This is a genomic window from Nitrobacter sp. Nb-311A, from assembly GCF_000152905.1.
Classification (GTDB): domain Bacteria; phylum Pseudomonadota; class Alphaproteobacteria; order Rhizobiales; family Xanthobacteraceae; genus Nitrobacter.
Genome location: NZ_CH672426.1, coordinates 1 through 20,963 on the forward strand (window position 1 = coordinate 1; position 20,963 = coordinate 20,963).

Sequence of the window (20,963 nt, forward strand, 5' to 3'; positions counted from 1 at the left end):
ACGCGTTGCGAGTGCTGGATCTCCGCTTTTATCTGGTCTCTGTCTTCCGGCTGTGTATCGAGAAGCGCCGCCATCTCTTTTATATTCTCCTTTATCGAGACCTTGAGATCGCGCAGTTGATCCCATCTGACTTTGTCTTCTTTGGTCATCGGCCCTTTGATGCGGACCGAGCCGGTGTTCATATCAATGATGATATCGTCGGGATGAGGAAGCGGAGGTGGAGCCTCAATGCCAAATTTCTTGCGGCGCGCGAGCTCCTCATCCCATTCGGCCTTGTAGTTGATCGCCGTCTTCAACCATTCATCGTGCAGCTTCTTGTTATCGCGCTCGACCGAGGTCAGCAGTTCGGTGAACAGGCGTTGAGCCCGTTGATTACCTTTGGCTGCATTGACGGCGAGCGAGCGTACGACGGCCTGGGCCATCGGGATGTCGATTTGACCGTTCGGGTCGTTGATGCTGATCGAACGATAGGCCTCCTCGAGGATGATGGTCTTCAGCCGTTCGTCGTTGAGAGCGGGCAGGGCGGTGCGCTTTTTGATCGCCCCTTTGCGGCGACCAGACGGGTTGCCGGATTGTCCACGCTGGAATCGGGTCGAAAGCGGAGGCTTGGCGTAGCCGATCTCATAGTCCGCCCGTTTCGAGGGCAGGTTCGGTCGGGCGGTCGGCTTGTCTGGCCCGCTCATGCTGCTGCCCCCCGGTTGCGGTCTGGTCGGATCCCGCAAGCGACCTGTTCGGCTTCGTCTTTGGCGTAGGTCTCCCAGCGCTGGATTATCCGATCACAATAAATCGGATCGTATTCGCAGACGTAAGCGCGCCGCCCGGTTTTGTGGGCTGCAATGAGGGTCGATCCGCTGCCCGCAAACAGATCCAGGACGATGCCGCCACGCGAGGAGACGTCCTTAATGGCGTCGGCGATCATCGCAACCGGCTTCACGGTTGGGTGCAGCGCCAGCTCGTCGAGCCGTCCGGCTTTCATGGTATTGACGCCGCGATACTCCCAGACATTGGTTCGGTGGCGTCCGTGCTGGCCCAGCTCAAAGTGGTTGTGGTGGGGGGCGGTCCCATTCTTGAAGGCAAATATCAGCTCATGCCTCGATCGGTAGAATGTGCCCATTCCGCCATTGTCCTTGGCCCATACGATCAGATTCTTGAGTTCGGTGTAGATGCCGTCGCCCGCGTTCAGCATCTCCGCCATGTGGCGCCAATCCATGCAAATGTAATGGATCGAGCCATCGATGGAGTGACGAGTGAGATTGCCGAAGCTTGCCTTGAGAAAGCCGGTAAACTCCGGTTCCGACATCTCGCCTGACGCCATCGCGAACTCGCGATGCCGGATCGAACCGAGGCCGCCGACGTTGCCGTCGATCCGAACATTGTAGGGTGGATCGGTAAAAACCATTTGCGCCTGCTCTGTACCCATGAGTGCGGCAACGGTGTCGGGATCGCGAGCATCCCCACAGATCAGCCGATGGGATCCTAACTGCCAGATATCGCCGCGATGACAGCGCGGCGGTGCCTCGACCGGTAATCGGTCGTCGGCAGGATCTCCGGTCTCTTCCGGTATCAAGCCATCGACAAGGCTGTCGATTTCCGCCACCGCAAACCCGCTCAGCGTAAGATCAAAGTCAAGGTCGAGCTCGCTTAACGCTTTGAGCTCTTCCGCCAGGATTTCTTCGTCCCAACCGGCATTCAGCGCCAGCTTGTTGTCGGCAATGACGTAGGCCCGTTTCTCCGCTGCGGTCATCGATTCTAGTCTGATGCAGGGTACCTCACTCATTGAAAGCAGTTCAGCGGCAGCAACCCGTCCGTGGCCAGCGAGAATGGAATTTTCACGATCGACCAGCACCGGATTGGTAAAGCCAAACTTGCGGATGCTGTCGGCGATTTGCCGAATCTGCTTCCGCGAATGAGTTCGTGCGTTGCGTTGCCACGGGCGAAGCGCGCCGATCGAAAGATATTCGAGTTGAGCTTTAGGCATAAGGACGGGCTCCGACAAAAGACGATGTCGTAAGATATATAAAACGACGGCGTGTTTTACAATAGCACCACGGTTACGTAAGCTGTAATGAACGGGAAAATTCCAGATCGAGAGTAAAAATGAGCAGTTTGGCAACGCGGGTAGCAAAGCTACGCAGATCGAAAGACCAATCATTGCAAGATGTTGCCGAGGCGGTCGGAGTTTCGAAGGCTCATATCTGGGAACTGGAAAAGGGCAGGGCGGACAATCCATCCATGGCCCTGGTCACGCGCCTGGCCGATCATTTCGGGGTGTCGGTGGCGTTTCTGGTCGGGGAAGATGTCGAATCGCCTGATGCGGATCGGCAACTCCAGCGAATGTTCAGACAAGCCCAGCAGCTCGATGCCAGCGAGCGTGCGATCCTGGATGACATGATTGTCCGGGATCAGCACCTATGGCACAGAATTGATGGTGTGATCTAAGGAGTGTTCGGTTCTCGTCGCAGACGAAGGAACGAACATGAGCACGAAGTCGACTGGCGGCAAACGCTCCGCCGAACACGTAGTCAAAGATATCCGCCGTGCGACGCGGCGGCACTTTTCATCAGAGGACAAAATCCGGATCGTGCTGGATGGGCTTCGGGGCGAAGACAGCATCGCCGAGCTGTGCCGCAAGGAAGGGATAGCCCAGAGCCTCTACTACACCTGGTCGAAGGAATTCCTGGAAGCTGGCAAACGGCGGCTGGCTGGCGACACGGCTCGTGCTGCGACGACCGGTGAAGTTCAGGACCTGCGCCGTGAGACCCGTGCCTTGAAAGAGGCGGTTGCCGATCTGATGCTGGAGAACCGTCTGCTCAAAAAAAGTATGATCGCGGATGGGGGCGACGACGAATGAGATACCCCGCATCCGAGAAGCTCGAGATCATCAGGATGATTGAGCAGTCGCATGTTCCCGCGAAGAAGACGCTCGATCAGCTCGGCATTGCTCGGCGCACCTTCTACCGCTGGTATGACCGCTACCTTAAAGGCGGGCCCGAAGCGTTGGAGGATCGTCCTTCCCGGCCGAGCCGGGTCTGGAACCGCATCGGCGACAATATCCAGGCTCAGATCATCGAATTGGCGCTGGAGCAATCCGAGCTGTCGCCGCGCGAATTGGCGGTGCGATTCACCGACGAGAAGCGCTACTTCGTCTCGGAAGCCACCGTCTATCGCCTGCTCAAGGCCCACGATCTCATCACCAGCCCGGCATTCGTGGTGATCAAGGCTGCCGACGAGTTCAAGGACAAGACGAAGCGGCCCAACGAGATGTGGCAGACCGACTTCACTTACTTCAAGATCATCGGCTGGGGCTGGGTCTATCTGTCGACCGTGCTCGACGACTTCTCCCGCTACATCATCGCCTGGAAGCTGTGCACGACCATGCGGGCCGAGGATGTCACCGACACACTGGAACTGGCGCTCACGGCATCAGGCTGCGACAGCGCCAGGGTGCTGCACAAGCCAAAGCTGCTCAGCGACAACGGGCCGTCTTACATCGCGGCCGAACTCGCTGAATGGATCTACGCCAACGGTATGAGTCATGTTCGCGGAGCGCCGCTTCACCCGCAGACCCAGGGCAAGATCGAGCGCTGGCACCAGACGCTCAAGAACCGCATCCTGCTGGAAAACTACTTCCTGCCGGGCGATCTCGAACACCAGATCGAGGCCTTCGTCGAACATTACAATCATCGCCGCTATCACGAGAGTCTCAGCAACGTCACGCCGGCCGACGCCTACTTCGGTAGGGCCTCTGCCATCATCGAACAACGCGAAAGGATCAAACGACAGACAATCCAATTCAGGCGCTTGCAACACCGCAAGCTCGCCGCTTAACATCACCAACCAGAGGCCGACACTCCGCTAAATCAGGCAGCCATCTGCGCCAAATGTTCTGACGACGGACATGGGATATCGTAGCTCAGACCATTAATATTTATAAAGACGAAGTCCTCGCCTCGACAATAACAAGTGTCGGAAGCCGAACCCGTGAGGACTTTTACTTTAACTAGAGCATTTTTCGATCAGGTTGCGTCGTATCCAGCGGCGGCGAGATAATTTTTACATTCATCGGGTGAGAAGCGTTTGAGAGCGTTTGCGATTGCTTGCCAGAGGTCTGTCATGGTGCGCGCGGCAGCGGCGCGCAACAGCGCCTTCAATTTAGAGAAGGCCATCTCGATCGGGTTAAAGTCCGGACTGTAGGGCGGGAGATAGAGCAGGCTTGCTCCGGCCGTCTGAATGGCCTCTCGAACGCCATGGACCTTGTGAGCGGGCAAGTTGTCCATGATGACGGTGTCGCCCGGCCGCAGCGATGGGACGAGCCATTGTTCGACATAGGCCAGGAAAGCGTCGCCATCCATGGGGCCGTCCAGAACAAGCGGAGCGATCAGACCGTCGGAGCGCAATCCAGCGGTGAATGTTGTCGTCTTCCAATGTCCGTGTGGGACGGCAGCACGGCATCGCTCGCCGCGTGGCGAGCGCCCGTAAAGCCGCGCCATTTTGGTGTTGGCGCTGGTTTCGTCGATGAAGACGAGGCGCTCAGGGTCGAGATCGATTTGCCCTTCGAACCAATCCTCACGCGCGGCATTTATATCGCCGCGCCGTTGCTCGGCAGCGTGCGCTGTCTTTTTTTAAGTGTGATCTTTCTGCGCTGGAAGAAACGCCAGAGCGAAGCAATGCTGGCCGATATCCCACGACGCTTCAACAGGTCTCGCAACCCGGCGAGCGTGATATCCGGCTTCACTGCCACCGCGTCCAAAATCAATTGTGAGTATGTTTCGATGCGCTGCGATCTGCGATCCCCGCCCTGGCGTTTAGGAACGATGTCGCCAGCTTCTTTGAGGCGACCGCGCCAGCGGATCGCGCTGGCCGCGCTAACACCAAAATGCTCGGCGGCCTGTCGACAGGACAAGCCACCATCAATCGCGGCGATCACCCTTCGACGAAGATCAACCGAAAGCGCCTTGGCCATACATGCTGACCTCCTTCGCCAGCATGCAGCTTGAAGCTGACTCGCGCCGTTTTGGGAATCCCCAACGATTCATTCCGGTCGGAAAATGCTCTAGGTTTTGCATTGGAGCGTTGGTTAGAACCTCAATAGCGAATTATTTTGCAGCCCGTGCGTATGCATGGTCTTGTTGTCAACCGAGCAATCATTTCGACTGAGAGATCTGATGTCGCTGTGAGCGAAAGCGAAGGGTGGTATCGAGGGCTATCGGCCAAACAAAAGACCGCCCGAAGGCGGTCTCTCTCGAACACGTAGGGCGCTGCAGATCAAGCGAAGCGTGGCGTCATTTTTTTTCGCTGACGATAGGTCATCGCACCAACGCCGAAAAAGCCCAAGATCATCATGGCCCAGGTTGAAAGCTCGGGGACGGCCGCGATAGATGTGATTCCATCAATACGAACCTGCCGAACGTCATCGACGATTCCGCCAGTGGCTACAAAGCGAATTGACGTAATTGACTGAAGGTCGTCCGAGTCCACCGTAAAGAAGTTCTGACCTCCACTGTTAAGTGCGAAAACTTGAGAGAATTCAGTATTATTTTGGTCATAAGCGAAAACCGTCACGCTGGTTGCCGGCCCACCATTTTGATTGGGAACGTTGATATTAAATACCCCGAGATCATATCCCAATGTCGGATCAGAAAGATGCCATTCAAGGTTATTCAACGAGCCATCAACTGCGCTGATGCGAGCTTGCCCACTTGAATTGTCGCCGGTCAGCGCTTCGTTGCTGGTGAACGTTACCCGATCACCTTGGTTAGTGTCCGTGGAAAGGGACGTTGTGCCATTCCCAACCACGTTTTGGAAGAGAACGTTATTACCAGTTCCGGTGGCGCCTTGGCTGATAACGATGCTAGCCGAAGCCGGGACACTAAAAGCCATTACGGCCGCTGATATTGCTAAACCCCCGAGTATGGTTCGTTTAACCATGGGTTTAATCCTTTCATGGATTACTGTAGGTTGCATTTAATTTTGTTTAACTCACCCGATTTCAGTATATTGAAATTTTTTTAAGAATGCAAAGTTCCGAAAAAATTCACCAATTAAAATTGGTCGCCGTATTCCTCTCGGGCTTCGACGTTGGCTCATCGTGCGTCCTAAGCGCTGCGCTGGCTTTGGGAATGCATCGTACCAGCGTTTATCTCGGATAGAGCGCATCAGCGTCGTAAAGTCCGCGCGAACTGGCTTCACCCACTTTTTTCATGCAGGCAAGGTCGAGGCCGCCTGCGGAGTTAAGGGGATACGCCGACGACCTCGCTCCGCGCGGAGCCGGACGTGGGTGGCGTCCGGTGAAGAGAGCAAAGAAGAAAATGGGCTAGCGCACAACCATAGCTTGAAATTAAGCTTGATGCGCCGGTTTGACGTTAAATCTAGAACTAATGAGCGAGCTGCTATGAAGCGTGCCCGTTCATCGCCTGATGCTGGTGTGACAGTTAGGAAACACTCCCCTCGGTTAGTTTCCCCATGAGCCCCACCCCCACCGCGGGGGCGCGTCACCCCGGAATTTCGCTCGGGGTAAATTTTTTCGTAGGCCATTTTCTTCCTATTGGAATTGTTGATGATTTTGAAGACCTCGCAGCTCGACCTGCTTACGACGCGGCGAGCCTCCGCAGCGTACAATCGCAAAAACCAAATCTCTGACGAGGTTTTGCTCTCAACGCACAATCATGGAGCAATAGATCATGTTTAAGAAATTCAAATTTTCTGCGCAGCGGCGATTCTTCGGCGGCCGGCATCAAGCGGCACTTGCGGAATACAATATCGCAGAATGGGAATCTCAACTGGCCACAGCGGCCCAAAGACGCGCGGATCTGCTTCTAACCGGGACGGATCCTGAAATTCTCGCAGCCGAGGAAGACGCGACGAAGGCGCGACTTGATCTAGACCGAGCTGTTGCGGCAGTTACTGAACTGACCCGAAGACTAGAGGGGGTGCGAAAGGCCGAGGCGCGTGCTGCAGTTCAGAAGCGCCGCGACGATGCCGTTGTCGCTGTTGAAAAGGTCATTGCCCGAATTGAGAAGGAATACGTAACGCACGGCCCATGCTATCGCTGAGATCGTTGAGGAGGCGCAGGCGGCAGATAATCAAGCGCGTTCATTTAACAAGGATATATTCCACGGCGAAGATTTTGAGGGCTTCGAGCAAGTCGCATTGGTTCATGAATCGCTCTGTTGTCACAAGAAATACCTCCTGATTACGAATGATTTTGCGGGCGGTATTTCGTTGCCGGCGAGCGGGACTTTTCCAGGCGTCGGCGATGCTGCGAAATGGGTAACTAGAGAGACAGCGTACGCTTTGTACGGGATCGGCAACCCCAACAACTTCACGGAAGAGGCATCGTGAAGTTTGACGACCGTGCAATCCTCCGCGCCCGCGAACTTGGCACGCCATTGGCGCGATTGAAGGAGTTGGCGCCCCGCCTCTTGAAAGTTCTGCCCGATACGATCGGAGGCGGTGCGGAGCGGCTAGGTGCTATGCGGAGGGAGGTGGAAGATACAGCCAGTTATGCTCGACGATGTTTGTTACCGAGATGGGAGGCTGGTGGCGAGGAGGTGAGGGGGTGCAGAGAAAGACCGCCAAGGCGTTTGGCAAGCACCCTGACGGCCATGCCAACACCGAAGGGACGAATAACGGCGCTGGCGCTACTGTACCAGATGAAGCTATACGGTGCGCGCGGAGGAGATCTGTGCCTCATATTGGAATATAGCGCGGTTGTCGCCACGTCTCGTTTACCGCGTGCTCACGCGAAGCGCATAAGCTGCAAGCCTTCGCTGCCGTTGTGCCGGAGCCGCGCGGGGGTGCTGGCCGGCACAGGCGAGCAGTAACCAAAATTCTCCTTCTCTTCTTCTTGGTCGACGGGGCACTGGTCCATGTGTCACGGATGAGGCGAGTTAAGGACTTGTAGTCGCTCGCTATCTGCGGCGGCTTCGGTCGCAACGATCCGAAATGTTTCCTGCGAGCGGGTGCCATTCGCGGCTGATTGGAGAATCCGTTCGGCCATTAACGCTTGTGTGGACGGATCCGGACGGACGTCCAGTGTGGCTTGCTCAAGCGCGCCTCGCATAACCGCAATTAGCTCTGCGTCAAACATCTAAAGTCTCCGTTTTTGGCAGCGCTGTACCGTGGATAGGTGACGGCTGTACTGCGGAATTTTGACGAAGGTGAGTCAACCGAGTTAACTTCGGACAGATCGAGTCACAGCGGCGTGTGACGATATGCTTGACCATCACAACCATCGCGCGACCGCGAATGAACCGGCGCGCGGTGGCTCTGACGATGCTGTTAGGCTCGATGTGAGCACCAGCGCTACGTAGCAAAAGATCGACGCGGCTTTCTCCTGTTAGCTAACCTTAACGATTGAATTGAAGCTTGAGAAATTGAGAACCTGACAGTGTTGACGCTCCTATTCTCCAAAAGGGAGGCCGAAATGCTTAGACGGATCGCGATTGCTTTAGCCTTACTGGCCACGCCGGTACTTGCCGATCCAGCTGCCATCGAAGGCCGGGCGCAGGTTATCGACGGAGATACGATCGCAGTTGAAGGGACGGCACCGCGTATCCGTCTGGCTTATATCGATGCGCTCGAGAGTTCTCAACCCTGCTACGATGCAGCCGACAAGCGATACCTGTGCGGGTCGCGCGCTGCCGAGGCGCTGGCGGAGATCATTGGCCGTAATGGTCGGGTATCCTGCACCGAAAGAGATCGCGATCGTTACCGTCGCATTGTTGCGGCTTGCTTGGCAGGAACAGTCGATATCAACCGCGAAATGGTCAGGAGCGGCTGGGCTGTCGAGTATAACAAATATTCGGACGGCAGCTACGCCCAAGATGGGATGGAAGCAAAGTCTGCGAAGAAGCGGACTTTGGGTGGGACGTTTCGATGAGCCAGCAACATTGCGGCATAGGGCCAAGGCAGGGCGATTATTCGCGGTCGCCGGATCCGCTGCGGCCTCCCAATCTTCCGACGCGACGATCACCTACTAGTTGAAAGTCGGCACATACCTGTCGTGACGCCGTCATCCTATGGTGCGGCGGCTACAGCCGCGCCGACAATGATGGTGATGGCATACCCTGCGAAAACGTCTGCAGGACTCTAAGGCAAGTAGGAGCGCTCAAGAAGGGGGCCGGCTGCGCTGACTGATTCTCGGGTATTCGCCGTCCAGCTGCGAAGCCCTCCAGAAGGGTGCAATTTGCAGCGTGTGCGAAAAACTCGCAAGCGACCTGGCGGCGCTGGCGAGGGATGCCGGGAGAGTCGAGTGGGCTGAAGAGGAAACCGCCGGCATGCAGCGGGTGCTGAGCGTGAGGAGAGCGGATACGTTGTCGTCTTGCGTCCCTCCGTATAAACCCAATGCTTCAGAATGCGGTGTCGGGCTGCAAATAGATTCTTGCTTATCTACAAGTAGGCATTGTGATATGGAGGCGGGACAATCTTTTAATGGCTGGCCATGGATGCACTACTCGCCGATTCCGACACGAAAGAGGCTTACTCGATCGCCTATGTTTGTGCTGTCGCGGCAAGCGCTGGATATGCAGTCGCTACCCGTCATCACGATCGGGACAGTATTGATCTGACTATAGAGGCCGGTGAGTCGATGCGGCTAAAGATCGATATCCAGATCAAGGCAACTGTTAATCTCGACGGAGATGGGACTACCTTCCGGTACGCTCTAAAACAAAAAAATTACGATGATCTCAGGATCGAGACTCAAACTCCGCGCATCTTGGTTGTCCTTCACCTCCCTCCAGAGAAGGAGCACTGGTTAACTATTTTAGATCAAGAATTGACGCTCCGAAACTGTGCCTATTGGGTGTGTCTTACCGGGCTTCCCGTGAACGACAACCAGACAAGCACGACGATCGACGTTCCAGCAAGTAACTCATTCAACACTGAGAGCCTGATAGAGCTAATGCGCAAATCTCGATCGGGGAGAATCAGTTGAAAGCTCTGATCACAGACTCTGACGCCCTGAGGGCCTTAACGCCGCAAGCAATCTCCGCCTATGTTAGAGCGGAGGGCTGGCAACAGGTCGAGCAGTATGGTGATCACAGTGACGTTTTTGCAAAGTCTAATACCAAGACTCGCTGATCAAAACCGGTACGCCCAATCACGCATTCCGATGAAGATAATGCGCCAAGGCTGATCGATTAGCCTGTTCCAGGCGAAGCAGCAGTGATCGACGATATCTTCGTAGGACTTGAACACGCGGTTCGACAACCAATTGTCGCGCATGAACTGCCAGACATTTTCCTGCGGATTAAGTTCCGGGCATTTCGCTGGCAGCGGCAGGATCGTGATGTTGGGTGGAACGATCAACCGGCTCGACAGATGCCAGCCGGCCTGGTCGAGCAGCAAGATGGCATGCTTGCCTGGCGCGACCTCGGTCGCGATTTCGGCCAGATGCAGGTTCATCGCCTCGGTGTTGCATGCGGGCAGGACGAGGGCTGCGCCCTTGCCGTCCTTCGGGCAGATCGCGCCGAAGATGTAAGTGGAGGCGGTTCGCTGGTCGCGCGGCGCCGAAGGTCGCGTCCACGCCGCGCCCAGCGGCGCGTGATCTTGTTCTTCTGGCCGATGCGCGCCTCGTCGCCAAACCATATTTCTATGTCGGTTGGATCGACGCTCTTGTCCTTCGCAATTTCCGCAACTCGGGCGGGGAAAGTTTTTTAAAATTCTCGATCGCACTCTCGGCTTGCGCATGATGGCGCGGACGAGCGGAGAGTTTGCGATAGCCCATGCCTCGCAGCTCCCGGCTCAGAGTCTGCTTGGAGACTGTGATCGTGAACTCCTCATACAGCCACTGGCAGAGATCGATGATGCGCCAACGGACAACGCCGTGAATAGCAGGGATCGGCCCGCTTTCGATCACGGCAGCCAACGCCTGACGATGCTCGTCCGCGAGCCGGGACGGCTGACCGGGCGCCTTGCGATCGAAAAGGCCGTCCGGGCCGAGGGCGTTGAACTTCATCACCCAGTCGCGAACAATTTGCACACCCACTCCACCGATCTTGGCGGCTTCCGTCCGCGTCGCACCGTCGTAGATCGCGGCCAGAGCCAGAAGTCGCCGCGCCTGCGGCCCGTCTTTCGACCGCTTGGCAGCGGACCGTGTCGTCTGCGCGTTGAAATCAGCCCGGAGTGGCAGGGGCGACATGGCGAACCTCCCTCGTTCGCCATGTTGAATCAGCCCGCCGCTGATTTGAAAAGCCCCACAGAGTCACGCTCTCCGAGATTTGGTATAACACTCCAGAACTCATTATTCCTGGAAACTCTTCTCTATTCGGGGCGCATGATGCAAGCTCCTTTTTACACGTCCACGAGGTCAGAGATCATCCTGCGAGGCTCTTGCTTCTCTCCGAGGTCAGCATTTTGCAGCCTCATGATGGGATCAGAGGGAAAGGGCGGAGCCATCTAAGCCGCGCGGTCGTAAGTGCGCCGCACGAGTTTCCTCGGTCTCACCCAATCCCGTCGTCCTCGCGGGACGCCTCCTCCAGCATGGAGGAAGTTGAATCGGTTGTCGTTTTCCTCTGTGTTGTAGCTGCACACCAGCGGAAGTCGGTATCATCCCTCCACATCCGGTGAAGTATGATTGCGAGCTTGCGTGCAACTGCGACCATCGCCTTTTGCATCCCGCGCCGGCGCGCCACTGCAATGCCCCAGGCCTTGAGCGGGTTCCAGCGACCTGGACCAGTTAATACGACGAGAGCTGCTTCATAGAGACTGGATCGAAGGATCACATCCCCAGATCGGGAGATGCGCCCCGTCCTGGAGATCTCGCCGGACTGATAAATGCGCGGCGTAAGTCCGTAGTGAGCACCCACGCACTTGGATCTTGAGAAACGCGCGGGATTGTCGACGCAGGTTCGGAACGTGAGAGCGACGATTGGCCCGACCCCTGGCGCGGACATCAGGCGGCGACAGACCGGATCGACCTGCACCAGATCAAGCAGCATGCGGTGAAGTTTAGCAAACTGAGCTCGTAGAGCTGCTCGTGCCTCTAACAACGGAGCGACGACGGCAGCAACGAACGAATGATCTGCAACGAGCTCACGGATACGGTCCTCAAATTTGATTTTTCCAACCACACCAACCTTGAGTCCGAAATTACGCAACGAGCCCCGCAGGTCATTCTCGATGTCATAAATCTTCCGCTGCAGCAATTTGCGAGAGGTCAGCAGAAGTCTTCGATGTTGGCTGGCGGGAGTTTTGACGTGGACTGCCTTGAACAGCCCGACCCGCATCATCTGGGCGATCCCGCGGGCGTCGTTCCGGTCGGTTTTGTTGATGCGTGCCGAGAGCGCTGCATGCATATGCCGGGTCTCCACACAGATCGCCGCAAGGCCAACGTCGACGAGACCGGCATAGATCCACTGGGATAATGGTCCTGCTTCCAACCCGATCCGCTCGAAAGGTTGACCGAACTCGTGCAAACGACCGGCAATTGCCTCTGGTGCACTATCAACCATCGTCTCGAGAAGGACACGCCCGTTCGCGTCCAGGACGCAAATAGCGGTCATCTTCAGCAAACAGTGACATGACGGGCTCCTTCGATGTTGAATACGGAGCTTCAATCTCTCCTCGCAACGGACGCCTTGGCGAGGGAAAACCCCGAATACCCCATCTGAACTTGGCGATTACGAGAGTGTTGTCTCTGAATTAATCAGGATCATTGCCAAAGTTGAGGATCGTTCTGAATTGCAGGTCTACAGAGACATAGCTGGGGCGGACTGTGACGTCATCCGTGTTAGGGCATCCGACGCCAAGGATGATGGCTCTGTTCGTGTTGACGATGGGGTTGAAATATTTTCTCATGCGAGAGACCTGTTGCTATCAGCGGCTTGCGCCGCGACTGAACCGAGACCAGCTTATCGCGCTGGCGGCAACAAAGAAGCCTCCGAATACATGGATCAAGTACGGCTTGGGCAGACTGAGCATGGCAGCTTCGTCGTTACGATGTTAGCACCCGTGCCACCTGCTTTGCGGCGCGCAGTACAAGAAGAAATGTGGCCCGTACCGGAGGAGGAGCCATTCAAGCGGCTTGTGACGCGACGCCTTGCTGACGGCCTACAGGCGGCAAGAAAGGCCGCCGAGCATGCAATAAGGGCAACAACTTTTGCGCCATTTTATACAGCCATAAAGAGCGGCGTTAGCGCCAACATGTGTGAAGCGCTAAGTACACTCATACAGCGAGGCGATGGACTTGATGGGTCGGTAACCTGGGCAAAGACCCGCCCGACGCCCGAGGCTAGACGCAGAATCGATTTTTCCAAAGGTGATGGTGAGATATTTCAGGAGGCAGCTCGGATTCTCCGGTCGCAGGAACCTAGACCGGACGAACAGCTCGAAGCTTATGTGACCGGAACCGAACGAAAACTAGAGCAAAGTGAAGGACGTGTGACTTTAAAAACGTGGCTTGATGGCCGACCTGTTTCGGTTCGGACGGTTCTGCCGCCGGAGTCTTATTCAGCCGCGTTGAGCGCGCATGATGAGAAACATGCAATTTCTGTCACAGGAGATTTGAGACGAGAGGGGCAGCGTTGGCACCTAGCAATCCTCGCAATCTTCAAGTCCTCGTCGATGACGCGGCACAGAACGGAGATTAGCGAAGAGTTCATGTATCCTGATAGGCCGAAGGGGCTGCCGAAATTACGGGTGCCGGTTGATATGCATCGGTTTGGGAGAAGGTCGGGCGGCGATAATCGATCGTTTAGACACAAAAAGGCCCGCCGGATGGGGGTCATACAGCGGACCAGTTCGGGTTCGAGATTGATGGGTGACAATCCCGTTCCTCGGATCCAATGCGGAGCGCGGAAGAGCGTTCCTAACTCCTTTGCCTTTGGCCGAGAGCTGTCAATTCCGCTCGAAGGCGGTCGCGATCTGCGACGTAGGCTCCATGGCTCTGCTCGAACGTTGTCAGTAGATCTCGGGCTATGATCTCAGCTTGCTCATCCCCCTCCCGCTCGAGATAGGCGATGATTTGCCTTTGCTGAATGATGTAGCCTTCGCCCTCTGCGACATGAGCCTCGGCCTGAGCCAAGTATCTCTCGATCGTTGCTCGGTCGTCCATGGGGGCGAGCTTACCTTCGAAATCGATACGCCCGAAACCATCCCAGGGTTGAGCTGCAGCCTCAGCTTCGGCGGCGCCGCCTGCCATGCGAACCTAAATCTTTGCTTTCATCGCGCTTATTCCTGCGGATGTGATGCGATACGTGCCGGGCCCTACGGCTTCGACCCACCCTTTCGCCACCATTTTTTGAACGGTTACCGGACCAGGGTGAAGCTGAGTTTCGGTTAGCTCCCCTCGGTCGCGAAGCATCTGCAAGATTCTCCGTTCTCGATGAACGGGAATATGATCGGCTCGTGGAGGCATTATTCGCCTGTGGTTTTCAACTCTGCAGCCTCTCGGGCCAGCCGCTCGGCCTTTAAACGCTCGCGGTTCTTGGTGAACGCCTCGGCTGTTTTCTCATGCTCTGCCATTGCCACTCGTGCGTCTGCTTCCTTGAGAGCTTTGCGGGTTTCTTTAGAAGGAAGCTTGCGTTGGGGTTTGAACCAGTCGGGAGCCTTCATTTCATTGTCCTTCGCCTTCAGCCGAGAAGCGTTTTGAGTTCTTCTTCGGCGGATCCCTCCACGGGGCATCTCCGGGAAGCGCAACAGGATCAGCTTCGTCCTCCTTATTTCGGAGGAACGCGAGGCCAACGGCGCCCGCCACCACCAGCAAGGCTCCAGCTATCATCAGCCCATACCCAAATTCTATCGGCAACATGGCAGCCTCCTTAAAGACGATGCGTGGGCTGTGCTTTGGGCTATTTGCTTTTCCGGGTTGCTACCCCTTGATGACTTCGAAATAGCAAATAGCCGTTAAAGGCTATGTCCATCCTTGCGTCGGATTGCACCGTTGGGCTCTCGCGCTCGCTCATCAAGACCCAATCCTTTACCGAAAACTGGGGAGGCAGCTTAGCGCCAGGCCTAGTTCCAAGCGCACCGAGGGTCGGCTCTTCTCGCAGTAAACGTCAAAAACCTTATTAGGGGTCGGATCCATTTGCCATAAATATGGTGAGGCCGAGTCACTTCCAATTGGCACCGCCCATAACGTTACCGGCTACCAGTGCGGCGCGCGGATCAGTCGGCGAAAAGGCCCGCCGGGAGTTGGAGACAGCGGGCCAGTTCGGGTCCGGTACTGTGCGGAAATCAGTCCCGTTCCGGGCGATTTAATGCGTTTAATGGAAATTTGTTCCGGGAAAGAAAAGTCCGCCAGGTTGAGCGTCTCCGGTCTAGGCGCCCCAAAACGTCTGCTCCAGTCGGTGGCGACGCGCGATGTGCTCCTTATGGAACTCCACCAAGCTAGTGAGCCGCTTTCTGGCTTCATCCGCATCTAAATCGAACCCGTCGCGCTCGAACTCCGAGACGATATCGTACTGACGAGCTATGTACTTCTCGCTAAGCGCCAGATGTCGCTCGACCTCTCTTAGCTGATCCGCGATCATCTGGTGATTATTCATTGGCGCGCTCCTGAATGGCTAGTTCGAAATCAAAGCATCTGACAGCGCAAACGTTCCCTCCATTTTGAAAAGGGTTCGTTCCGCACCCGCAATCTAATGTGGCTCCCGACGTTACTAACGCCCGCAGGACGAGCTGCCCGTTTATCGATCGCGCCAGCTTCCGCGTTCTCCAATGGTGGCTCTTCTTGCCTTCCCGATTTCCGATTGGAGGCGGTTTGTCGCCGTATACGGCCCGATAGAAGTTGATCCGAGCCATGAAAACGAACGGGCCGCCGTGCTCCGCGGCCCGTGCAACGCCTTGGCGGCGCGCTGCCATGGCTCGGTGTTGGTGACCTTTTTTGACTGGCCAGTCGCGTATTCCGCCGCTTGGCCAATAGTTCGGATCGTGGTGCCGTTCGGCATCGTGATTGGATCCTCGAAGCGGCGAGATCAGTTCACCATCCTGAGCTCGGCCGATTAAAGTCGATCTCGTCACTCCAATTCGGACGCGTATCGACCCAACCTACAGCACCGCACACGGTACACCATAAGTGAGCGCTAATGTCCGCCCAGTCCCAATCCAGTAGATCAGCGATTCGGAGTATCGAGTTGTGGCCGCAAGGTTTGCGGTTAACGTCGCCGACGCAATAGACGATGATCGTCTTAATCTTGATGTCGCGCTTCGGCCTGCCGGTCCAATATCGCAACGAGGGCGAAGGTTTCTTCCGCCAGGGCTTTCGTTGGGGCATAGGAATCTATGGGCTGACGGCCACGTCTCGATAGGCGGGGCCGCCATTCTTAGTAATCTGTCTACCTGAGGGGGACGCTAGGACGACGCTGAACCCGGCCCGGGATTCGGCTAATACAAAGCCATTCTTCACACTGGGAGGCAATTTGTCCACCAGCGCGGCATGGGGATGACCTACTACAAACGGGAAAACGAATCGGGCCGCAGTAGGGCGTCAATGTAGAAGACCCGAACTGGCACCACGGAACAGATGGCTGAGTCGGTATCTGGCCTGGCGTGAACGGGGTGAGGGGACCCTGTGCATATGCAATGGAAGTGGTGAAGCTCGCGATACTCAAAATCACCAAGGCGGTGAGGCGGCGCATTGCAATCTCCATCGTAGCTTAGGAGATTCAAAAGTAGCTTGGTTAAGGATCGTTTGTCAAAAAGATCCTGTAGATCTTCGGCGCGGGTCGTCATCGGCTCTTAGCCTTCAATCCCAACTCTACCAACCTCCGACTAGCTTCAGGGCGGCCAGGAGGTCGTCCTGTTTGCGGCGCAGATCGTTTAGTGTTTCGTCAATCCCGGCTGCTCTCCTAAGAACAACCGAATGCCTTCAACCTCCAGCGTCCGATAAAACGCGGCGTATGCTTCTTTGTCGGTAGCAAACCGATCTTCCCACACGGTCGATCCGCCTTCGTGGTCGACGACTTCAAGCGTCCAGCTTTCGTATCCTTCAACAAGACGATAAATCTCGACGCGGACAGTCATGCCATCGCGCGCCACCATGCCGCTCAGCGGCGATTCTTCAATCTCGAGATTTTCGTTCAACATAGGAATACCTGATCATTGTGCGGGTTAGTTGGTTACTCTCACAGCTATTCGAATGCCACACCAATTCGGTTCTGCTTGATCCAGACGACTCGGCAGTTGAGCACGACGCGGCCATGTTCGGTTACAAGCTGAAACCGATCGGGGACGGCGTGCGGATTCTCTAATTCAATGGCGGCCCCATTAGCGGATATATTTGCGACGCTGCAGCCGACGCTCATTCCATTGCTATGGATATGGGCAGGATGATCGACTGCTGTTCTCTTCCGCTTCTCGGGCATGACGAACCTCCGGGGTCGCGAGCCACCGCCGAATAGGCAAAGGAGAACCGAATTAAGACAAAGGAGAGTGGCCGAACAAGTACGCTAATCCGTACTTGGCCTATCGGATTTGGGTCGCGTATCGGCCATTTGGCGTCAACGCTTGGCTAGTAGCCTCACGCCAGGCCAGCCATTCACCGACTCGCCTTCCGCCAGAAAGATTACGCCAGCGGATTCGAGGGCGCGCCTCAGGGCAGTAGCGGTTGAGACGCGGGGATCCGTCCTACCCGTTTCGATGTTCTTAATTGACTGTAGTGCTACGCCCGAGGCGTCGGCCAGCTCGGCCTGTGACCAGCCAAGAAACCGACAGAACGCGGTGATCCGCGATCTCGGACAGCGTGGCGCCTATCTGCGCCGCCGAGGACGCGAGCGAGGCCGACCTGCAGGCCGATCTACGAGATTCCCTCAAAGGCAATCTGGTCAGCGCGGAGGTGCTGTCCGAAGTGCGCGGCGTCGCGACCGGCAGAACCGATCTCTACATTAGCTTTGGCGGCCCGACCTTCGTCATCGAGCTCAAGAAGCATGATGGAGAGTTTTCGCGCGAGGCCGCCGAGCGCTATCGGCCGCAGGCAACCAGCTACCAAGCCGCCAATGTCCGGCTCGGATTTATCGGCGTCACCGCTTCTGGAAAAAAGCGCAGCAGATCGGGCCTGTCGCGCACCTCGATTTACGAGGCTTGAAGCGGCAAGACATCACGGCAAGTAAGGCAGGTCGACGCACGCTCATCTCTTTTGCTGAGCTCAAAGACTTTTTGGCCAGCCTCCCACGTATCAGGCAGGACATGAGCAAGGCAAAGTACCGACAATTGACCAATCGCAAGAAGTTGGACCGCGGCGTGAAATCAATCATGCCCTGACTGTCGAGCAAACACCGGATGAGACCACCGCTCAGGCTAGCGCGCGCAGGCTGCTGGAGCGCAACTTCGTCTCGCGCTCAGTGCGTCGAGCCATGCGAGCAAGTGCTGGGCAGCAACATCGATGGGCCGGGCTTCAGGGACTTTGTGGACCATGTTCAAAAAGAGACCGGGAAAACCGAGGCGTGCGAGCTCGCCATCGCCGGCCGGTTGGCCGGTGGGGCTGGGTCGGGCCGGAGATTGTACCATCAACACCGCTGCTGCTCCGGAGCGGCGCGTAATCTTTGGGAACTGAGGCGGCGCCGGAGCCATCCCAAACCCCGTTGATAGGAGGCGTCACCATGCTTTGTCGCTGTTTGCAAAGCTGAAGACCGGTTTGTGGCCAATCGCCAACAGCTGCATGGCCCCAGCGACGACGAGCTAATTCTCAAGCCGTTCGAGAAAACAGCTCTATGAATGCAGCCCGACTGGTCGTCACCGCTGGATCATCACGGACGCCGCCCAGCTGATCGATCCGCGCGAGCGAGCCGGCATTCTGGAAGCTGTCGCTAGCGAGGTAGGCAGGTATCCGGAGATCGGTCCCGGCATCGTCGCCCGCGTTTGTGCCCGGCTTCAACGCCAATATCTGACGCCGCGCGTGGCGATGGGAAATGGCGCTCACGCGGGGAGGCCGAGCCGCCTGCAAGGCTAAGCGTTCTATGGCAATGCGACAAATGGCCGTTCGGCAAGCGTTAGCCGCTTGGCGCGTGGCGTTCTGACCAGCGAGGCAGCGGCGCGCACCGCCTCGGCTGGAAAGCGCTTGCATTAACTGGAAGGTTCTAAGGTCGTCTGGTTCCGATCCGGTGCCGGTGAGTCCCTGAGTACGCCTGCTCCTCCTAGCACTGAGTCGCGCCGCTGTGCCGATACAACTTAATTCACGGGAGACCTTCTCGTTCTCGCGGGCTCTTGAGCCCCCGTCTGACCCCTAGCTGGGTGTTGCAATACGGCCTGAACCGAGAGGATGCTGGGAGCCGGTGAAGATCGCGATCCCCGCAGGGCCAAGCGAAATCTTCGAGTTTCCGAGGTTCACGCTGCCTGAGTTTGACTTCGTTGTTCGTCCTGATGCGCTGATCGTGTCTCCATCGAGGATGGCGGGCGAGGCGCTTGCTCGATCCGAAGACGCGGTTGCGGCGATGCTGGAAAATCTTCCACACACGCCCATCAACGGTGTCGGGCACAATTTCGAGTTCTGCGACGGCGATCCCGATCCGCAGCACCTCGGCGTGTTCACGAACGCCAGTCAGGATGTGGCAGACAACGCTCCCGAGGGGTGGACGCCAGTTTTGACCATGATCGCATCGAGCTTCAGGATTGGAGACGGAAACACGATTGCAAATATCCAACGCCAGTTCGACGGGACCAACACCATCGTCAATTTCAATTTCCACCACTCAGTGATGAATATCCAACAGGCGACCCAAGTGCTGCGCGGCGACAACCCCTATGTGAAGATGCAGCAGCATTTCGAGATAGCCCGTAGCCTCGTTGCAAGTTCTTTATGGAGTCGTGCTCTATGAGCCATAAGCATTTCAGGATTTCAACAACGACACCAACGGTCCCAACCGAGTGGAGAGAGGCCGACGTCGTCATTCGAGTGGCGAAAGGCAGTACGAGTGAAGCTGCAGAATCCGGAGATAGAGTTGATCTCGGCTCGATCCTCGACGGACGAGCGCGGGCGAGTGGAGATCATATATTCGGAACCCGACCACGGTCGCAAAGAGGTTGGCAATCCGTAAGCTTAATGATGAGCTTGAGGGGCGCTTGCTAGCGAGCGAGACCTACGCTTCGAAAACGGCAGGTTAGCACATCGCATGCCTCGCCATGCTGCACGTCACATATGAACAGGTACCATCGACTACCGAGTTGATGCAAGGGGACGTGTGAACCGCCCCGGGTTTGCCGGAGGCCGTTTGGTTTAAGTTATGCCGCCATGGCCGATTGTTCCAGCATGGCGTAGTAGCGTTGCTCGGCTTCGGCGGGCGGGATGTTTCCGATGGGCTCCAAGAGCCGTCGGTTGTTGAACCAATCGACCCATTCCAGCGTTGCGAACTCGACGGCCTCGAAGCTACGCCACGGTCCGCGTCGGTGGATCACCTCAGCTTTGTAGAGGCCGTTGATGGTTTCGGCGAGAGCATTATCGTAGGAATCGCCGACACTGCCGACAGACGGCTCGATGCCAGCTTCAGCCAGGCGCTCGGTGTACTTGATGGATACGTACTGACTTCCTCTGTCGCTGTGGTGTACGAGCCCGCCGCGATGGACCGGCCGTCGATCGTGCAGGGCTTGCTCCAGCGCATCGAGCACGAAGCCGGCGTGCGCCGAACGTGATGCCCGCCAGCCGACGATCCTGCGGGCATAGGCGTCGATGACGAAGGCGACATAGATGAAGCCGGTCCAGGTGGCAACATAGGTGAAGTCGGAGAGCCAAAGCGCATTCGGCCTCGACGCCTTGAACTGGCGGTTGACGTGATCCAGCGGGCATGGCGCCGCCTTGTCGCCGATCGTGGTCCTGACCGACTTGCCGCGGATAACACCGTGCAAGCCCATGGTCCGCATCAATCGTGACACCGTACAACGGGCGATATCGAAGCCTTCGCGCTTGAGTTGCCGCCAGATCTTGCGCACGCCATAGACGCGGAAGTTCTCATCGAAGACGCGCCGGACCTCGATCTTCAGGATGACATCCTGCCTGGCGCGCGCCGACAGCTTGGCGGGATCACGCCGTT

At 56.8% G+C, this 20,963-nt stretch carries 21 protein-coding genes and 1 pseudogene; 8 read left to right on the forward strand and 14 right to left on the reverse strand.

Annotated features, from left to right (window positions below; translation table 11 throughout):
• The coding region (locus NB311A_RS19285) for a DUF5681 domain-containing protein (protein WP_009800363.1) at nt 1-683 on the reverse strand (683 nt) is incomplete at its 3' end.
• Complete coding sequence (locus tag NB311A_RS19290) at nt 680-1,978, reverse strand: DNA methyltransferase (RefSeq protein WP_009798107.1); 1,299 nt, start codon at nt 1,976-1,978, stop codon at nt 680-682. The genes NB311A_RS19285 and NB311A_RS19290, both read right to left, overlap by 4 nt.
• 119 nt (nt 1,979-2,097) lie before the next feature.
• On the opposite strand from NB311A_RS19290, the gene NB311A_RS19295 reads away from it, so the two are divergent.
• Complete coding sequence (locus NB311A_RS19295; RefSeq protein ID WP_040676183.1) at nt 2,098-2,439, forward strand: helix-turn-helix domain-containing protein; 342 nt, start codon at nt 2,098-2,100, stop codon at nt 2,437-2,439.
• Between the two features lie 37 nt (nt 2,440-2,476).
• Nucleotides 2,477-3,828 (forward strand): IS3 family transposase gene (locus tag NB311A_RS19305; protein WP_086008686.1). Its coding sequence is split into 2 segments (ribosomal slippage): nt 2,477-2,813 and nt 2,813-3,828, totalling 1,353 coding nucleotides; the frame shifts between segments, so codons are not numbered across the junction.
• A gap of 188 nt (nt 3,829-4,016) precedes the next feature.
• Here the strand turns inward: NB311A_RS19305 and NB311A_RS20955 are convergent.
• Nucleotides 4,017-4,963, reverse strand: a protein-coding gene (locus tag NB311A_RS20955; protein WP_086008733.1) for an IS630 family transposase whose coding sequence is annotated in 2 segments (ribosomal slippage) — nt 4,017-4,624 and nt 4,624-4,963 — 948 coding nt in all. Because the reading frame shifts where the segments join, the coding sequence is not laid out codon by codon here.
• Nucleotides 4,964-5,265: 302 nt separating this feature from the next.
• Nucleotides 5,266-5,928, reverse strand: a complete 663-nt coding sequence (locus NB311A_RS19320) for a hypothetical protein (RefSeq protein ID WP_131522945.1) — start codon at nt 5,926-5,928, stop codon at nt 5,266-5,268.
• Between the two features lie 752 nt (nt 5,929-6,680).
• Here NB311A_RS19320 and NB311A_RS19325 point away from each other — a divergent pair.
• The 3 genes from NB311A_RS19325 (at nt 6,681) to NB311A_RS19340 (ending at nt 9,937) form a co-directional block, all read left to right on the forward strand.
• Entirely contained in the window at nt 6,681-7,052 is a 372-nt protein-coding gene (locus tag NB311A_RS19325) for a hypothetical protein (protein ID WP_009800369.1), read from the forward strand.
• A gap of 1,340 nt (nt 7,053-8,392) precedes the next feature.
• Entirely contained in the window at nt 8,393-8,881 is a 489-nt protein-coding gene (locus tag NB311A_RS19335; RefSeq protein WP_131522946.1) for a thermonuclease family protein, read from the forward strand.
• A 561-nt stretch (nt 8,882-9,442) separates the two neighbouring features.
• The gene (locus tag NB311A_RS19340; RefSeq protein WP_009800372.1) at nt 9,443-9,937 is read left to right on the forward strand and encodes a DUF4365 domain-containing protein; all 495 of its coding nucleotides are present in this window, start codon (nt 9,443-9,445) and stop codon (nt 9,935-9,937) included.
• Nucleotides 9,938-10,083: 146 nt separating this feature from the next.
• On the opposite strand, the pseudogene NB311A_RS20960 reads toward NB311A_RS19340, so the two are convergent.
• The 5 genes and pseudogenes from NB311A_RS20960 to NB311A_RS19375 form a co-directional block, all read right to left on the reverse strand.
• A pseudogene (locus NB311A_RS20960) lies at nt 10,084-11,143 on the reverse strand (IS630 family transposase).
• Between the two features lie 301 nt (nt 11,144-11,444).
• Nucleotides 11,445-12,506 carry an IS110 family transposase gene (locus NB311A_RS19355; protein WP_009800375.1) on the reverse strand — a complete coding sequence of 354 codons (1,062 nt, stop codon included), beginning with the start codon at nt 12,504-12,506 and terminating at the stop codon, nt 11,445-11,447.
• 1,304 nt (nt 12,507-13,810) lie between these two features.
• The gene (locus NB311A_RS22325) at nt 13,811-14,143 is read right to left on the reverse strand and encodes a hypothetical protein (protein ID WP_009800376.1); all 333 of its coding nucleotides are present in this window, start codon (nt 14,141-14,143) and stop codon (nt 13,811-13,813) included.
• A gap of 215 nt (nt 14,144-14,358) precedes the next feature.
• Nucleotides 14,359-14,556, reverse strand: coding sequence for a hypothetical protein (locus NB311A_RS19365; protein ID WP_009800377.1), 198 nt, complete (start codon nt 14,554-14,556; stop codon nt 14,359-14,361).
• A gap of 704 nt (nt 14,557-15,260) precedes the next feature.
• Nucleotides 15,261-15,488, reverse strand: a complete 228-nt coding sequence (locus NB311A_RS19375) for a hypothetical protein (protein ID WP_009800379.1) — start codon at nt 15,486-15,488, stop codon at nt 15,261-15,263.
• Between the two features lie 172 nt (nt 15,489-15,660).
• On the opposite strand from NB311A_RS19375, the gene NB311A_RS22150 reads away from it, so the two are divergent.
• Complete coding sequence (locus NB311A_RS22150; protein WP_009800380.1) at nt 15,661-15,948, forward strand: hypothetical protein; 288 nt, start codon at nt 15,661-15,663, stop codon at nt 15,946-15,948.
• Nucleotides 15,949-16,761: 813 nt separating this feature from the next.
• Here the strand turns inward: NB311A_RS22150 and NB311A_RS19385 are convergent.
• The 3 genes from NB311A_RS19385 to NB311A_RS20970 form a co-directional block, all read right to left on the reverse strand.
• Nucleotides 16,762-17,028: a hypothetical protein gene (locus tag NB311A_RS19385; protein WP_009800382.1), complete on the reverse strand. Its 267-nt coding sequence runs from the start codon at nt 17,026-17,028 to the stop codon at nt 16,762-16,764.
• A gap of 44 nt (nt 17,029-17,072) precedes the next feature.
• Entirely contained in the window at nt 17,073-17,306 is a 234-nt protein-coding gene (locus NB311A_RS19390; protein ID WP_009800383.1) for a PilZ domain-containing protein, read from the reverse strand.
• A 135-nt stretch (nt 17,307-17,441) separates the two neighbouring features.
• Complete coding sequence (locus tag NB311A_RS20970) at nt 17,442-17,666, reverse strand: helix-turn-helix transcriptional regulator (protein WP_040676194.1); 225 nt, start codon at nt 17,664-17,666, stop codon at nt 17,442-17,444.
• A gap of 17 nt (nt 17,667-17,683) precedes the next feature.
• Here NB311A_RS20970 and NB311A_RS19400 point away from each other — a divergent pair, with 17 nt between their 5' ends.
• A complete protein-coding gene (locus tag NB311A_RS19400; RefSeq protein WP_009800384.1) occupies nt 17,684-18,025 on the forward strand; it encodes a hypothetical protein in 342 nt (113 codons plus the stop codon).
• Nucleotides 18,026-18,625: 600 nt separating this feature from the next.
• On the opposite strand, the gene NB311A_RS19410 is transcribed toward NB311A_RS19400, so the two are convergent.
• Nucleotides 18,626-18,859, reverse strand: a complete 234-nt coding sequence (locus tag NB311A_RS19410) for a hypothetical protein (protein WP_009800386.1) — start codon at nt 18,857-18,859, stop codon at nt 18,626-18,628.
• Between the two features lie 352 nt (nt 18,860-19,211).
• On the opposite strand from NB311A_RS19410, the gene NB311A_RS19415 reads away from it, so the two are divergent.
• Nucleotides 19,212-19,754, forward strand: a complete 543-nt coding sequence (locus tag NB311A_RS19415) for a hypothetical protein (protein ID WP_009800387.1) — start codon at nt 19,212-19,214, stop codon at nt 19,752-19,754.
• 403 nt (nt 19,755-20,157) lie between these two features.
• Here NB311A_RS19415 and NB311A_RS19420 read toward each other — a convergent pair.
• Nucleotides 20,158-20,963 (reverse strand): IS3 family transposase (locus NB311A_RS19420; protein WP_009800389.1); only part of this gene is annotated, 806 nt, incomplete at its 5' end.

Excerpts from the sequence above, each read along its gene's own strand:
- NB311A_RS19385 (WP_009800382.1), bottom strand. The coding sequence starts at position 17,028 with ATGTTGAACGAAAATCTCGAGATTGAAGAATCGCCGCTGAGCGGCATG.
- NB311A_RS19355 (WP_009800375.1), bottom strand. The coding sequence starts at position 12,506 with ATGACCGCTATTTGCGTCCTGGACGCGAACGGGCGTGTCCTTCTCGAG.
- NB311A_RS19340 (WP_009800372.1), top strand. The coding sequence starts at position 9,443 with ATGGATGCACTACTCGCCGATTCCGACACGAAAGAGGCTTACTCGATC.
- NB311A_RS19390 (WP_009800383.1), bottom strand. The coding sequence starts at position 17,306 with ATGCCCGAGAAGCGGAAGAGAACAGCAGTCGATCATCCTGCCCATATC.
- NB311A_RS19295 (WP_040676183.1), top strand. The coding sequence starts at position 2,098 with ATGAGCAGTTTGGCAACGCGGGTAGCAAAGCTACGCAGATCGAAAGAC.
- NB311A_RS19320 (WP_131522945.1), bottom strand. The coding sequence starts at position 5,928 with ATGGTTAAACGAACCATACTCGGGGGTTTAGCAATATCAGCGGCCGTA.
- NB311A_RS19375 (WP_009800379.1), bottom strand. The coding sequence starts at position 15,488 with ATGAATAATCACCAGATGATCGCGGATCAGCTAAGAGAGGTCGAGCGA.
- NB311A_RS19290 (WP_009798107.1), bottom strand. The coding sequence starts at position 1,978 with ATGCCTAAAGCTCAACTCGAATATCTTTCGATCGGCGCGCTTCGCCCG.
- NB311A_RS22325 (WP_009800376.1), bottom strand. The coding sequence starts at position 14,143 with ATGGCAGGCGGCGCCGCCGAAGCTGAGGCTGCAGCTCAACCCTGGGAT.
- NB311A_RS19365 (WP_009800377.1), bottom strand. The coding sequence starts at position 14,556 with ATGAAGGCTCCCGACTGGTTCAAACCCCAACGCAAGCTTCCTTCTAAA.
- NB311A_RS22150 (WP_009800380.1), top strand. The coding sequence starts at position 15,661 with ATGGTGGCTCTTCTTGCCTTCCCGATTTCCGATTGGAGGCGGTTTGTC.
- NB311A_RS19325 (WP_009800369.1), top strand. The coding sequence starts at position 6,681 with ATGTTTAAGAAATTCAAATTTTCTGCGCAGCGGCGATTCTTCGGCGGC.